This is a genomic window from Mucilaginibacter sp. OAE612 (assembly GCF_041806395.1).
GTDB classification, from domain to species: Bacteria; Bacteroidota; Bacteroidia; order Sphingobacteriales; family Sphingobacteriaceae; genus Mucilaginibacter; species Mucilaginibacter rubeus.
The window spans coordinates 2,209,100-2,224,276 of the sequence record NZ_JBGMUW010000001.1; the positions used below are offsets into that span (position 1 = coordinate 2,209,100).

At 44.7% G+C, this 15,177-nt stretch carries 7 protein-coding genes; 2 read left to right on the plus strand and 5 right to left on the minus strand.

The features are described from left to right. Nucleotides 1–9 precede the first annotated feature (9 nt). Genes ABID99_RS09310 through ABID99_RS09325 form a run of 4 tightly spaced genes read right to left on the minus strand, consistent with a single transcriptional unit; the run spans nt 10 to nt 6,097 of the window. Complete coding sequence (locus tag ABID99_RS09310) at nt 10–1,584, minus strand: glycoside hydrolase 43 family protein (RefSeq protein WP_373613524.1); 1,575 nt, start codon at nt 1,582–1,584, stop codon at nt 10–12. Between the two features lie 10 nt (nt 1,585–1,594). Then, nucleotides 1,595–2,776, minus strand: a complete 1,182-nt coding sequence (locus ABID99_RS09315; RefSeq protein ID WP_373613525.1) for an endo-1,4-beta-xylanase — start codon at nt 2,774–2,776, stop codon at nt 1,595–1,597. 29 nt (nt 2,777–2,805) lie between these two features. Further along, nucleotides 2,806–4,149 carry a family 43 glycosylhydrolase gene (locus tag ABID99_RS09320; protein WP_373613526.1) on the minus strand — a complete coding sequence of 448 codons (1,344 nt, stop codon included), beginning with the start codon at nt 4,147–4,149 and terminating at the stop codon, nt 2,806–2,808. A gap of 37 nt (nt 4,150–4,186) precedes the next feature. Next, the gene (locus tag ABID99_RS09325) at nt 4,187–6,097 is read right to left on the minus strand and encodes an alpha/beta hydrolase-fold protein (protein WP_373613527.1); all 1,911 of its coding nucleotides are present in this window, start codon (nt 6,095–6,097) and stop codon (nt 4,187–4,189) included. 478 nt (nt 6,098–6,575) lie between these two features. On the opposite strand from ABID99_RS09325, the gene ABID99_RS09330 reads away from it, so the two are divergent. After that, on the plus strand, nt 6,576–9,128 hold the full coding sequence (locus tag ABID99_RS09330) for a glycoside hydrolase family 9 protein (RefSeq protein ID WP_229701548.1): 2,553 nt from the start codon (nt 6,576–6,578) through the stop codon (nt 9,126–9,128). A 160-nt stretch (nt 9,129–9,288) separates the two neighbouring features. Here the strand turns inward: ABID99_RS09330 and ABID99_RS09335 are convergent, their stop codons facing one another. Next, entirely contained in the window at nt 9,289–10,410 is a 1,122-nt protein-coding gene (locus ABID99_RS09335; protein ID WP_091164058.1) for an alpha/beta hydrolase-fold protein, read from the minus strand. A 562-nt stretch (nt 10,411–10,972) separates the two neighbouring features. Here ABID99_RS09335 and ABID99_RS09340 point away from each other — a divergent pair. Then, complete coding sequence (locus ABID99_RS09340; RefSeq protein WP_373613528.1) at nt 10,973–15,157, plus strand: two-component regulator propeller domain-containing protein; 4,185 nt, start codon at nt 10,973–10,975, stop codon at nt 15,155–15,157. Nucleotides 15,158–15,177 lie beyond the last annotated feature (20 nt).

The window sequence follows — 15,177 nt, forward strand, 5'->3', positions numbered from 1 at the left end:
ATAGTTGTTTTATTGTGCATTGCTGATGTGGAAAAAATCAAAATCAACATAACCGCCAGATTGCCTGGTTGCATAGTTAAACAGGCCAAAGCGGTATCCCATAAAATGGGGGAGCGTATAAACCATTTGCAGCGGTGTGCCAATAGGTTCCCATTTGCGCCCGTCGAGACTATAAAAAAAGTAGGCTTTGTCTGTTCGCTTAGTAAAATCGCAGCTTGCTTTAAGATAAATAGTTGTTTGCTTTAGAGGTATGCTGGCCGCTTCAATAGCCGATCCGGATTGCGCGTTGATCATAATTACTTGTTTGGAGCCATGATCTGATTTTACACCAACGAAGCCATACTTTCGTTGCAGTAAAACCAGCCCTGCAAAGTCTCCATCCTTCATGTTGGAAACATCAATTAAAGTTGTTCCCGAACATTCGGGGCCAATAGTGCGCTGCGTTAAGGTGTTACGTGCCGATAGTACTGTGCTGTCCAGTCGCCCGGTGGTCAATCTCAGGTAGCCGGCCCGCTTTTTTAACGACCATAACTGATCGTCCGGATTGTGGTTCCATTGCCATACCAAAGGCAGTATGGGCTCCCCGTTTTTACGGCTAAATTCATCCGGGGATACAACACCCGGTATTAAGCTTTTATTCGCGGGTAAATCCAGCGTATCTGGTGCTTTGTGATCAACACCCAATACAGGCCATTCATCTGTCCAGGTAACCGGTACCAGGTACGGCATCCGGCCAACGGCGCCAAAATCACGAAATAAATAGGCATACCAATCGCCTTTCGGGGTATTGATAAGCCCGCCCTGGGCCACGCCTTTATCCTGGAGCCCTACCTGGCCTTCATAAGGACCGGTCAACTTGTCGGCCCGGTGGATTAAAACGGTACGCATACCCCCTTTAGGCCAGCTGATATTGAAAAGGTAATATTTCCCCTTAATTTTGAATAGCTGCGAGCCTTCGGCAGGCAAACCAATATTGGGACCGGCAGCAGCGCTTGCATTCTCGATCAGGATTTGCGGTTTTTTATCAGGATTGACGCCAGACAGGTCATCATTCAGTTCGGCCAGCATGATCTTGCCGCTCCCATAGATCATATAAGCTTTGCCGTCATCATCAAAAAAAAGGGAGTGGTCATGTAATGCCGGTTTAAAGGACATTTCTTTCCATGGGCCTTTTTCAATGTTTTTTGTGCTGTAGATATAGGTTTTATTGGTAGTGCCCGAAAATGTGGAAACGTAAAAAGTACCGTTATGATAACGCAAGCTGCTTGCCCATGATCCTCTGCCATATGCGTTTGCTCCGTTTGCCAGGTTGAGGGCATCTCCACCATCAAGCGTATTATACGCGTAACTTACGATATGCCAGTTCACCAAATCTTTTGATTTCATGATTGGCAGCCCCGGATTAAGATGCATAGTGGTGCTGCTTGCATAATAAGTATCACCAACCCTGATCATCGATACATCCGGAACGTCTGCATATATGATAGGATTTTGTGCTGTTTGCGCGTTTAAAGGCATAACTGCCAGTCGCCATAAAAGGCAGGTAACTGTCAGTTTAAGAAATGCGATATTTTTTGTTTTCATTCATTTTACGTTAAAAGTTAACCACTTCCCAATATGCCTTTTTTCGTTGAAGTTTTTCATCAAACAACAGCGGGTAGGCTTTGATAACTTTGCGAGTTGTGCCCTCGGTCGCAGCTGCGCCGCCGGCAATACCGCCACCGCGGAAATCAAGCCAGCTGTACCGGTCTGATACGTTCCAAAAAGTAACCCCGGTTATTACCTTTTTGTATTTCCTGAAGATTTCAAAAATGGCCTTATACCTTTCGGTTTGCTGAGCGGCCATAGTTTCCGTATAAGCGGAATCCGTTAGCGTTTGATCGCCTGCTTTACGCGGCGGGCCGGTACGTACCGTAACATCCAACTCCGTGATCTGCAGCTTTAATCCAAGTGCTGCATACTTATCCATAGCTTCAGTTATTTGTTGCAAACTGGGGTCATTTAATTTCCAGTGGCCCTGCAAACCTACTCCGGTTACAGGCACCCCGGCGTCTTTAAGGTTCCTGAGCAATTTACAAATCTTATCCCGTTTGGATGGAACCTCACTGTTGTAATCGTTGTAAAAAAGCTGGGCCTCCGGGTCGGCTTCATGGGCATATTCAAACGCTTTGGCAATAAAATCCTCGCCGCAGATCTGGTACCATAATGAGTTACGCAGGTAGTTATCGGGTTTATCATCAATGGCTTCGTTAACTACGTCCCACGCGTATATTTTACCCTTAAAATGATTGACTACCGTGGTAATATGATCCTTAAGCCGCTTCAGCAACACATCTTTACTTACCTGTTTGCCCGTGCTGTCTTTAAACATCCATGCAGGAGCCTGCGCATGCCAAAGCAAATTATGGCCCCTAATTTTCATGTGGTGCTCTTGCGCGAATGCTACGATAGCGTCGGCGTTTTTCCAGTTATATTCATTTTCGCGCGGATGAATGGGGCCCATTTTCATATCGTTTTCCGGCGTAACACTGTTAAACTCCTTTGCAATCAGTTCTGCTTCAGGTCCGCTAAGTGCAGCCGCGTTTACTGCAACACCGATAGGAAAATACTTTCGGTAATAATCTTTCAATCCCTTATCAGCCTTATGTGATGAGGTTGTAGCTCGGCCATAATCTGCGTTATGATGTAGTGCCTGTCGGTTCGTAAAGGATACCAGAGCGGCAAATCCAGTTAGTAACAGCGGGAATTTTAATGTTGTAATCGTTTTAAATTTCATGTTGGATCAGTTGCAGGTGTAATTTTAATTTATTTGAAACTTATCCAGTCGATATTAACGCTGGTGCCGCTTTTTAATACTATTACCAGGTTGGCGGTTTTAGATGGGAGAGAAGAGAGGCGGGTTTGTATAACTTGCCAATCGTTCCCTTCGGCAATGTTTGCCGAAGCCAATATGCGTCCGTTGGGATCGCCAAGCCGCACTTCTATAGTTGCTTTACTTGCTGCATTTGCCAGGATCTGCAATTCTTTAAACTTTTTGCCTTCGAAGTCAACACGATTGTAACGGATCCAACTGCCTGCATTGTTGAACGTAGTCTTCCAGCCGTCAAATCTTTTTGCGGTATCAAGAAAGGAGATTTTAACGGTACTGTCCTTATCGCTGTACCTGTCTATCTGTATTTTTTCTGAGGCTTTGGTGATCCCCACGCCACGCAGGGTTGGGATAACTTTTTTGATCGTTCCGTCGGCGTTAAAAAACAGGCTGTCGCACCTTATCGATCTGTTTTTGTCGAAATTCGGCGATAGGTCGTCGTTGTGGTAAAACAAGTACCATTGATTTTTAAACTGGATGATTGACTGGTGATTGGTCCAGCAGCCGGAAGCCGACTCATCCATAATCACGCCTGCAAATTTAAAAGGCCCCATCGGGTTGTTGCCGGTAGCATATTCCAATCGCTCAATCTTATTGGCCACATGCGGATAGGTGAGGTAATAAATGCCATTGCGTTCAAACAGGTAAGGGCCTTCCTTCAGCCCTTTATCAGGCAGTTGGGCTAAAATTATTGGTTCTGAAGCAAGTTCCAGCATGTTTTCTTTAAGTTTTGCAGCATACAGGTTTCCCTGTGCCCAATACAAGTAGGCTTGTCCGTCTTTATCAATAAATACATTAGGATCGATGCCATGCACCCCTTTTATAGGTTCTGGCTGAGGGGTAAACGGTCCATAAGGTTTATCGGCCACGGCAACACCTATGGTAAAGCCGCGACCGTTTTCGCTGCCTTTCATGGTAGTAGGGAAGTACATATAATATTTGCCGTTGCGGAAAATGCAGTCGGGAGCCCACATGCTGTACGAAGCAGGGTCGGCCCAGGGCACTGTTGTTTGACTGATGATCATGCCATGATCAGTCCAGTCGGTGAGGTTTGCTGATGAAAAAACGTGGTAATCTTCCATGCAGAACCAACCAGGGCGGCCATGGCCGGGTGTTGCCTTAATATCATGCGATGGATAAACGTACACTCTGTCGCCAAAAACGCGGGCCGAGGGATCGGCCGTAAACTGGTCCCTGATCAATGGATTTTGTGCCATGGATTGCCCGGCGAAGCCCAGTACTGATCCGAATAGCAATAGCCAGAACTTAATATTTTTCATGAACGGAATGTCTTTGATCTGATTTTTTGATCATTAATTATTTAAACAGGATGGGGGCAAATTTGTAAAGATCATTTCGCCAAACAGGCCAGGTATGACCTCCCGGATACTCGTAATAAGTATGTTTTATCTTCATCTCGTCCAGCTTGCCCAGCATAACCTGGCAGTTTTTATACGCGATATCCTCCTTGCCGCCCATCGCAATCCAGAATGCTTTTAGGTTGGTGTTGATTTTGGTAGTATTTTTCTTCATAAAATCATACTGTGCATCAGCGATGCTGTTTTGTACAGGTAAAATCCACCCCGAGCTGAATACGCCGAGGTAACTGAATGTATCAGTATTGTAGATACCTGTATATAGGGTATTTAGTCCACCCATGGAAAGCCCGGCCAGGGCACGGCCCTGCGCGGTACGGTTAACCCGGTAGTTCTTTTCTATAAAGGGGATAATGCATTGTTTTATTTCGCTCGCGAAGGTTTTGAGACCGGCTTCACCAAAACCTCCGCCGAAATTGGCATCGGGCATTACCACTAACATGGGTTTCGCTTGCCCGGCCGCAATCAGGTTATCCATGATCATATTGGTTTTGCCCTGGGTTGCCCAGCCGGTTTCGTCCTCGCCGCCGCCATGTAATATATACAGCGCGGGGTATTTAAGCTGGCTTGCGTCATAACCAGGCGGAGTGTAAATGAACAGCCTTCGCCATGATTTGGTGACGGTTGAAAAATAGGTTTTGATGCGGATATCGCCATGCGGAACGTTTTTTAACGCATAATAATCGCCGCCGTCAAATGGTATTTCTATGCCGCTGGCCATGCGCCCCATGCCGTAAAAGGTTTGACTGGAAGGATCGGTTGTAGCAACGCCATCTATAATCAACGAATAATAATGGAAGCCTTCGCCAATTGAATCTGTTGTAGCTGTCCAATAACCTGCCGTGTCTTTTACCATGTCATATTTCTTGCCCAGGTCAACCTGAACTTTTTGTGCATCCGGCGCCTTGACACGGAAAAGCACCCGGTGGTCGGGTTGGATAAAAGGATATTTTGAGCCTCTGATATTGGTAGATGCAGGGCCGCCCGAAATCATCATGTTATATTTATCGATATCAACAGGTTTGAACAGGAATTGCGAAAACAGGTAAAGATCATTTTTCCAAACTTTAAAGTCGTGGATTCCCGGCTCGACATTGAAGATATGCGGCACATTTTTTTGTTCGAGGTAATCGTGGGTACGTTTGCTGAACGACATTAACCCGTCGTGATCGCCGCAGGAGATCCAAAGCAACTTAAGTTTGCTTTTGGCTGCATCGGGATCAGGTAACAGTTCTTCAGGTTTTTTGGTATTGGGTGCTGATGAAAAGCCTCCAACCCAGGCAAATTTATCCAGGTTGCCCAGCCCAAAATTAAGTGACTGACCACCGCCCATTGATAATCCGGCCAGTGCCCGGTGTTCGCGATCGGTATAAACTGGATATTTTTTTTGAATAAATGGGATCAGGTCATCCAGCAAGTCGTGCTCAAAAGTTGCAAACGCGGCAACTTTATCCGGAGCCATTATATTGCCGGTGGCACGGTCGTCTTTCATGGCACGGCCGTTGGGCAACACAACGATCATTGGTTCCAGTTTTTTATCGGCATACAAATTATCCAATATCACCTGGGGCGTGCCTTGGTTAAGCCATTCAAATTCATCGCCGCCAATACCATGCAGCAGGTACAAAACAGGATATGTTTTTTTAGCGGTATAGCCGGGTGGCAGGTAAACTACTGCGCGCCGTTTGGAATCAACTGTTTTTGAGTTGTAGGTAACGGTGTCTAATTTTCCGTGTGCTATACCAGCGCGGTAAGTGTCGAAACCGGCCGGTGAATGTTTAAGAGCTGGCTGTGAAAGGGCCAGCAAGGCAGGCAAAATGCCGATGACGGTGAGGTAGGCTATCTTCTTCATAATTTTGTTGTCAGTTAATACGCTAAACTGATTGCCTTTCGGATTAAGGACGCTAAAGCGGGTTAAATTGTGTTAGTTTTTGCTCGTTTGAGGAATACCCGAAAGTAGGGCAAGCACTTTGCCGCGGTTAACACAAATCATGATAATGATAGCACGAATGTTTAAGACCTGAAAAATGAATCATCAAACCGGTTTGCGTAAATGAACAGGAAGCCGGAAAATACGCCCGCTATTCTTTTTTTGAATCGTTAATTGTATTGATAACCAGTTTGTTTTAGATATCTGGAATGTTTGAGGCTGTGTTTAATTGCGTCTGATTGTAACAATCATATAGCATTTTTGGGAACGCATCCATGCAGATACATTCGTGGTATCAAAATATTGGATTGTGGTAGCAAACCATTTTCTGTACGGATACTTTCGTACAGTCCGTAATCGGTATTCCGATCATAAACTTCTTTAATAAATCTTATAAACCATGCAATTGAAAATTTACTTACCGAAGCCGGTCATGATGGTGATGGCATTAATTTTTTGCCTGTCATCCCTCCGGGGCACGGCTCAAAAACTAAAACTAAACAAGTTGGGTTATTTCGAAACGCCCGGCGTCAACGTCCTCGTATTTAGTAACCAGTATAATGGGATCTTTCAGGACGAAAAGACAGCAGGTGTTGAGTTGATACATCACGGCGTGCGTACAATTACAGGCGGCGCGGTACGGCTGCAAAACACACCCGAGCAATGGGACCTGGTGCCCACACTGGTTAACCGTAAGGTTGATAGCGTCAACCATCAAATTGATGTTACCATGCGTTACGCCGATTATGATTTTGATTCCAGGATCACCGTTACGCCGAAAGGCAATGGCGTTGAATTGAATTTATACCTTGATAAACCGGTGCCGGAAAAGTTAGCAGGCAGGGCAGGTTTCAACCTGGAAATTATACCATCTGCTTACTTTGAGAAAACATTTTTGATTGATGGAAAACCGGGCGAGTTTCCGCTGTACCCGGCAGGTTTAACAAAAATGCTTCCTTCAAGTCAAAAAATCCCGCAGTTTGCCGGCCACAGCACATTTGACGATCGTGGCCGCAATGAATTTATCGAGCCCGCACCATTGGCTACCGGTAAAACATTGGTGATGGCGCCCGAAGATCCTGAGCGCACCATTAAAATTCAATCATTTGATGCCGACCTTAAGTTGTTTGACGGCCGAAGCCTTGCGCAAAACGGATGGTTTATTGTGCGCAGTTTATTACCGGCAGGAAAAACGGGCAAAGTATTAACCTGGTATATTGAGCCAAATGCCGTACCTGGTTGGAAGCGTGCGCCCGTAATTGAGTTTTCGCAGGTTGGTTACCGCCCGGAGCAGCAAAAGACCGCAGTAATAGAACTGGATAAAAATGACACGCCATTACAAACCGCCACACTTTTTGAGATAACTCCCGATGGGAAATACGTTGAGCGGCTTAAAGCAGCTGTACAGCACTGGGGACAATTTACCCGTTACAATTATTTGAAGTTCGACTTCAGCAGTGTGAAAAAAGCAGGTTTATATGTGATAGCCTACGGCGACCAAAAAACCAATGCATTCCCCATCAATGCAAATGTTTATGAAAATATAGGGCATCCCACAATGGATGTTTGGTTCCCGGTTCAGATGGATCACATGATGGTTAACGAGGCCTACCGAGTATGGCACGGCGCGCCTTTTCTTGATGACGCCTTGCAGGCACCTCCAAACCACCAGCATTTTGATACGTACCAGATGGGGCCAACTACTGACACAAAATATAAACCGCTTGAGCGCATCCCCGGGCTTAATGTTGGCGGCTGGTTTGATGCCGGCGATTTTGATGTTGAAACGCCATCGCACTGCAGCGTTGTGCTGAATTTTGTTGAAGCCTGGGAGAATTTCAAGATCGATCGCGACGAAACATATGTAGATTACCCAACCCGGTACGTAGATATACACCGCCCTGACGGTAAGCCTGATCTTTTACAGCAAATAGAACATGGTACACTTAACCTGGTGGCGCAGGTAGTGAACATTGGCCACCCGGCGCGCGGAATCATAGTGCCTAATTTGCACCAGTATCATCACCTCGGGGACGCCGTTAACGAAACAGATAACCTGCCTTATAACGCCTCGCTGAAGCCCTACCAAACCGACGGTAAATCAAGTGGTACCATGGATGACAGATGGGCATTCACTACAAGGAATATAGCATTGGATTACCAGGCTACCGCCGCGCTTGCCGCTGCTAGCAGGGCGCTAAAAGGGTACAACGATACGCTGTCTGTTAAAAGTTTGCAAAGTGCGTTGAAACTCTGGCACGAAGACGACAGCCTGAAAATGCACATGGACTCGGCTGCCCGGGCACGTAACAGGTTCCTTGCCGGTAACGAAATGCTTGCCGCTCTTCAATTGTATATCACAACCAAAGATCAGCAGTATGCAGATCATTTCAAAAAGCTGATTATGCCGATGCTTGATCGCTTTCCCGGCTTTGTTATGATAAGCGCGCTCCACGCTTACCCTTATATGGATAAAGATTATCAGGATAAAATAGCAGCCTATATGCAAAAGTACAAAGCTTCATGCGATGAGTACGATAAACAGAACCCCTACGGTGTGCCGGTTACTCCAGGAGGCTGGGGTGGTAGCGGGCAGGTTATTAACTACGCCATTACCAACTATTACGCCAATAAGTATTTCCCTAATATAATCGGTCCGGAATATGTTTACAAAGGGTTGAATTATATCTTTGGATGTCATCCTTATTCCAACCTTTCGTTTGTATCGGCGGTAGGTGTACGTTCAAAAAAAGTAACCTACGGTAATAACCGGGCCGACTTCAGGTTTATTGCCGGCGGCGTAGTGCCCGGTATTTTGCTGCTTAAACCCGATTTTCCGGAGAATAAGGAAGACTGGCCGTTTTTCTGGGGGGAGAATGAAGTTACAATAGCCGGCTGTGCGCAGTACATTGTTTTGTCAGGAGCTGTTAATCAGTTAGGTCAGCATAATTAAGTTAAAGGAGCATTATTTCAATTAAACAATCACTTCCCCGATTTCGAATAGAAGAGATCGGGGAGGTGGATTTAGGTCAACCCGTTTATTACAAAGAAGCCCTGCCGGCATTTTGCCGGCAGGGCTTCTTTGTGTATGGCCACGTGAATGTAATTGGTATTTACTCTTTAAATAGCAAAGGCGCAAGTTCGTAAAGACTACGGCGCCAGGTCAGGAACTCATGTGCGGTGTTTTCAGAAATGTAAGATACCGCGTCATATCCCGCACCTTTTAAAGCAACCACGGCATTTTTAACGCCGTCGGGCCGTTCCTTGCTGCCGCAGCTTATGAATATCAGTTTAGGTTTGGTTTTGTCTTTAAGCTCATCCGGCGAATAAGTTCCGCCGCTAAGCAGGGCATAATAGGCAAAAAGCTCGGGTTTGTTTAGTGTTATCATATGCGTTTCCATACCGCCCATTGACAATCCCCCCATGGCACGGTGAGCCCTGTCTGCACGTGTGCGGAAGCTTGCATCAACGTAGGGGATAAGCTCGTCAGTTAAAACTGTTTGAAAGTGATCAATCTTAAAACTTTTAAATGCGCCAGGGCCGGGCTTCACGTCGTTGGTCATGCCGTAAGTCATTACAATAATGAATGGCTGTATTTTACCGGTTGCAATTAAGTTATCCATAATCAGGTTGGCATGGCCCTGGTTGCTCCACGCGGTTTCATCTTCGCCCCAGCCATGCTGCAGATATAGTACCGGATATTTTTTTGATTTATCCTTTTCGTACCCTGGTGGCGTGTAAACAAAAGCCCTGCGCTGGGTATTGGTGCTTTTTGAAGGAAAAAGGATCTGCTGTACATTGCCGTGCGGAACATCTTTAAGCGCATAAAAATCCTGGTCGTGCGCGGGGATCTCAATGCCGCTTTCCCAACGTGTGGATCCATAAAAATTTAATGTGCCCGGATCATTAAATACCCCGCCATCGATGGTTAAGTGGTAGTAATGAAATCCTTCATCCATCGGTCCTTCTGTGGTGCCGGTCCAGAACCCGTCGGCTCCTTTTGTGAGTTTGGTGCCCCCGCGCCCGCCAAGGCCAAGGCTAACTTTTATACTGTCGGACTGTGGGGCCTTGATACGAAAGCGCGCGTAGCCTTGCGAGTTTACCTGGGGGTACTCTTGTCCCGGCTGGTTAAAAGTTGATGGTTTGAAATCTTCGGCAATTGAAGCTGTTTGTGCCATGCAGAGACTGGAGGCACATGTAACGGCCAACAAGGCAAGTAAACATTTTGGTTTCATAATAGAATATTGAGGTTTATAAATTGTGGCTAATAGTAAAGTGCCGGGCTGTTTTGATCCGGTGAATACACGGAATACGATAAATGATTAAATTGTGATTAATTGTTATTGTTACACATATTAAGTAGTTGTTTTGTTTTGACTTTAACCGGAGCCAGTTTTCATTATTTATGAAAAGTTGATCCGGGATGAAATATTTAAAAATAATTTATAATGGCTATCCTGTTGTTTTGAGCGGCTTTTTCTTATTATAAAAGTATTTTTATATTAAAAACAAGGCACGCAGTTTTTAGCATAATTTTACAACATTTGTCGATGCCATGTGGAGCGATATCATTGCCGCAAATTCGTCGATATGTACTTTTGTACAATAATTACCTGTGTGATTGAACAAGTGTGTTATTTCTTTGAACAAATGTTTGCCTGTTTCATCATCATAAAATGTAGATTTGGATAATGATGTTTTGTTCGAAGACGTCAATCACACCAATTTTAAAACCATAGTTCATCAACAATTTTTTCCTGCGGGTTATCCGCTCCGGAAAAAAGTAACCTGTTTGTTATGATGCATTCTGTACCCGATTTGTGTATTCGCAAAAAGATCAATACAGTGCTGGCAGGCACTGTGCGCGTTATACTCACCTTAGTCGTTTTGGCCAACCTCAGTTTCCTGGCAAATGCTCAAAAGCCTAACCTGAAATTTACCGCATTAACCACCAGGCAAGGGTTAATGGGTAACGCCGTAAATGCCATCGTAAAAGATAATAACGGGATGATGTGGGTTGGCACCTCCGAAAGCCTGAACAGGTATGACGGAAGGAAGTTTAAAGTTTATACATTGGGTGCCAAAAGGCAGGTAGAGCCGGGCTCCTACGAAATAAGCAGCATCAGTATGGACCGTGCTGGTACGCTATGGGTAGGCACCATCGGTTTTGGTTTGTATTATTACGATAAGGCGGCGGATGATTTCAAAAGCTTTAGTTCGCCCTTAAAAGGGCAGCGTTTAAGCCAGGGTGTTATTACCGCCGTTTGTGCAAACGATAAAAATGAGATCTGGGTGGGAACGGTAAACGGCCTTGATGTGATCAGCCCCGATCGTAAATATATCAGCCATTTTGAAACCGGGACAGGCAAACCAGGGCAGATACCTGTTAAAAGCATGGGCTGTATTTTTGAGGATAGTTACAGCAGGATATGGATTTGTACCAATTTAGGTTTGTATTTATATGATGATACGCATAAAGGTTTTAAAGCCTTCCGTCATCAAAAAAACGATACCCGTAGTTTACCCTCGGATGTTGTAATGACAGTTTCGCAGGATAAAGCGGGCAATTTGTGGGTAGGTACAGCTAATGGCTTAAGCCGCCTGGATAAGGATGGTGAACACTTTGTTAATTACTGTTATAATGATAAGGATGAGACGTCGCTATGTGGTGACATTGTTTACAGCATTGCCGCTGATGATAAAGACCACATCTGGGTTGGTACCGAAGGCGGTTTGAATGTTATGGATATCCACACCGGGAAATCCATCCGTTACCGCCATGACCCGCGCGATCCGTACAGCCTTAACAGTAAATCCATCCGCAGCATTTATATCGATCCTAAAGGCATTTATTGGGTGGGTACCTATATGGGCGGCATCAATAAATACGACAAAAACCTCACATTGTTTAATTATGTGCAACCCACTGAGTTAGACCCTTACGGTTTGCGCGCGCCAATCGTATCATCTTTCGCGCAAAAAAATGACAATGAACTATACGTGGGAACGGACGGCGGCGGCCTTAGCATTTTCAACAACAAAACCAACCGTTTCACTCATATCGCTATTCAGCCGAAGGAAAAAATAAATTCGGCAGGCCTGCCTGTTCTGGCTATGTTATTGGATCATAAAAAACAACTTTGGATAGGAACATTCGGCCACGGGCTTTTTAAACTCAATACTGCAAACAATAGCTATACACAATTCACCGGCGGTAGCGGAAAGCTAAATATCAGTCAAAATAACATTTTCTGCTTCAAGGAAGACCGCTCTGGTAATGTATGGATAGGTACTAACGGCGCGGGTATCGATATTTTTGACGCGAAGGCTGATAGCTTCCGCCGGTTTAAACCTGCCTTAGTCTCCGTAAAAGGCTATAAAATGCCATCAAATGGTTATATCAGGGCTTTTGAAGAGGATAATGACGGTAATATGTGGATCGGGTCGTACGGTACGGGCATCGCTATTTATAACCCGGCTACCAAAGTGTTCGATACACTTAATCCAATCAATACAGGTTTGCCTATAGCAGAGGTGTTGTCTTTAAAACGCGATACTAACGGCAATATGTGGATAGGTACCAACGGCGATGGCCTTTTCTTTTATGATCATCGGCTTAAAAAAATAACCCCGTTTAAATACAATAGCCAGTTGCCGAACGGTGTAATTTGTAAAATTTTGCAGGATAAAACCAATAATATTTGGTTCAGTACAAACCAGGGTATCGGGAGAATTGATCCTGCTGATCAGAAACTGTATGTTTATTGTAACGATAACGGGCTTCAAAACAATGTTTTTTTAAACGGGTCGGGTATTATTGCCGCAGATGGCACGCTTTACTTTGGCGGGGTAGACGGGTTCAATTATTTTAAGGGATCAGATGTAAGGCTTAATAAAAATCTGCCCCCGGTTGTATTAACTACCCTGAGTATAGATAATAAACGTATTTCGCCTAATCGTGATAACCCCTTGCCTGTTAATATCAGTGAGGCAAAAGAGATCACCATAAAGTATAAACAAGACATCTCCATAAACTTTGTGGCGCTCAATTATACCCTTCCACAGCAAAATCGCTATTCGTACATTTTAGAGGGATTTAGCAATACCTGGAAAAATGCAGGAACATCAACAACGGCCAGTTATACCAACCTTGATCCGGGAGAATACACGTTCCGGGTACGGGCATCCAATAATGATGGTAAATGGAATGATACCGGTACATCGTTGAAAATTATAGTGAAGCCGCCTTTTTGGATGACTATATATGCTTATGTGCTTTATGTTTTGCTGGCCTTTGGCGTGTTGTTGCTCATCCGCAGGCAGGGTGTTAAAAAGCTTAAAAAGAAATTGCACGATGAGCAGGAACGTAAAGCAGCCGAAGCCCGTCATGAACTGGATGAGATGAAAATTAAGTTTTTAACCAACCTGAGCCATGAATTCCGGACACCGATATCTTTGATAATGGCGCCTGTTGATAAGCTTTTGGAGCAGCCTAACAGCGGGCCTGTTACCGAACAATTAGGTGTTATTAAAAGAAACTCGCGCAGGTTGCTTAACCTGGTTAACCAACTGCTCGATTTTAGGAAACTTGAAGAGAATGAGCTTAAGTTGAATTTGGTTGAAGGGGAATTTATTTCTTTTGTTCGCGAAGTAGCAGATTCGTTTTATGATCTGGCCAATAGAAAAAAAATTGTTACAGTATTTAAAACTGCCGGTGAAAGGTTATTTGTAAAATTTGATCATGATAAGGTTGAGCGAATATTATTTAACCTGCTATCCAACGCGTTTAAATTTACGATGCCTGGCGGGCAAATTACTGTTGAAGTTACCGCCCCTGTTATCTCAGAAGATGGCAATTCATACCGCTTGGGTATTTCGGTTGCGGATACAGGTACCGGTATAGCAGCCGAGCAGGTTAAGCATGTTTTTGACAGGTTTTATCAGGCAGATGCCCAGCCTGCCATACTTAACCAGGGAAGCGGGATAGGATTATCGATAACACGCGAACTTGTGCAGTTGCATGGCGGCGAGATTGGTGTGAAAAGTGAATTAGGCAAAGGCTCAATTTTCTCCTTATCAATTTCATTGCCTGTAATTAATCTATCGGAGACAGCAATGCTTGAGCAAAATACGCCCGGGGCTGCCCCAATCGTTATCGACGATGACAGGGACAATAAACCGAAGACGGCGATTGCCACAGGTGTTAACCGGCTCCATGTTCTGGTCATTGAAGATAATGATGAAATGAGGCAATACTTGTCCGAAAGTCTGGCTGCAACTTACAAAGTTTCGGAGGCGGCTAATGGCCGTGAAGGGTGGCATAAAGCACTTGCCGTACATCCCGACCTGATAGTTAGTGATATCAGTATGCCATATATGGATGGGATCCAGCTAAGTTGTAAACTTAGGGCCGATAAAAGAACCAGCCATATCCCCATTATATTATTAACGGCGATGACCAGCCAAAAGGAGCAACTTGCAGGGCTGGAATTGGGCGTGAACGATTACCTGACCAAGCCTTTCAACTTCGATATCCTGAATATCAAAATTAAAAACCTGCTTCAACTAAATAAGTCGCTTAAAGAAACCTATCAGAAGAAAATAAAAGTTATCCCGGCAGATATGGATATTGAATCCTCGTCAGAACGGTTCATTAAAGATGTGGTGATGTATATTGAGAAAAACATCAACAATCCTAAATTTTCCGTCGAGGAGATCAGCCATCATTTTAGTATGAGCAGGGGATCATTCTATAGCAAGATCACCGAACTAACCGGCGAGCCACCTGTGGAATTTATCCGCTCCATAAAACTGGACAAAGCAGCCATACTGCTCGAAAAAACCGATTTGACCATTGCAGAGATAGCATACTCCATCGGTTTTTCGACGCCTCATTATTTTACCAAATCATTCAAGGCAAAATATAATGTTCTGCCATCCGAGTACCGGGTAAAAAAAATAGATGTCAAAAGTGTGGCTTAAGAAAGCTTTCATTTTATCGG

Bases quoted from the DNA above. Each gene is read 5' to 3' on its own strand.
- ABID99_RS09310 (WP_373613524.1), bottom strand. From the start codon at position 1,584: ATGAAAACAAAAAATATCGCATTTCTTAAACTGACAGTTACCTGCCTT.
- ABID99_RS09315 (WP_373613525.1), bottom strand. From the start codon at position 2,776: ATGAAATTTAAAACGATTACAACATTAAAATTCCCGCTGTTACTAACT.
- ABID99_RS09320 (WP_373613526.1), bottom strand. From the start codon at position 4,149: ATGAAAAATATTAAGTTCTGGCTATTGCTATTCGGATCAGTACTGGGC.
- ABID99_RS09325 (WP_373613527.1), bottom strand. From the start codon at position 6,097: ATGAAGAAGATAGCCTACCTCACCGTCATCGGCATTTTGCCTGCCTTG.
- ABID99_RS09330 (WP_229701548.1), top strand. From the start codon at position 6,576: ATGCAATTGAAAATTTACTTACCGAAGCCGGTCATGATGGTGATGGCA.
- ABID99_RS09335 (WP_091164058.1), bottom strand. From the start codon at position 10,410: ATGAAACCAAAATGTTTACTTGCCTTGTTGGCCGTTACATGTGCCTCC.
- ABID99_RS09340 (WP_373613528.1), top strand. From the start codon at position 10,973: ATGATGCATTCTGTACCCGATTTGTGTATTCGCAAAAAGATCAATACA.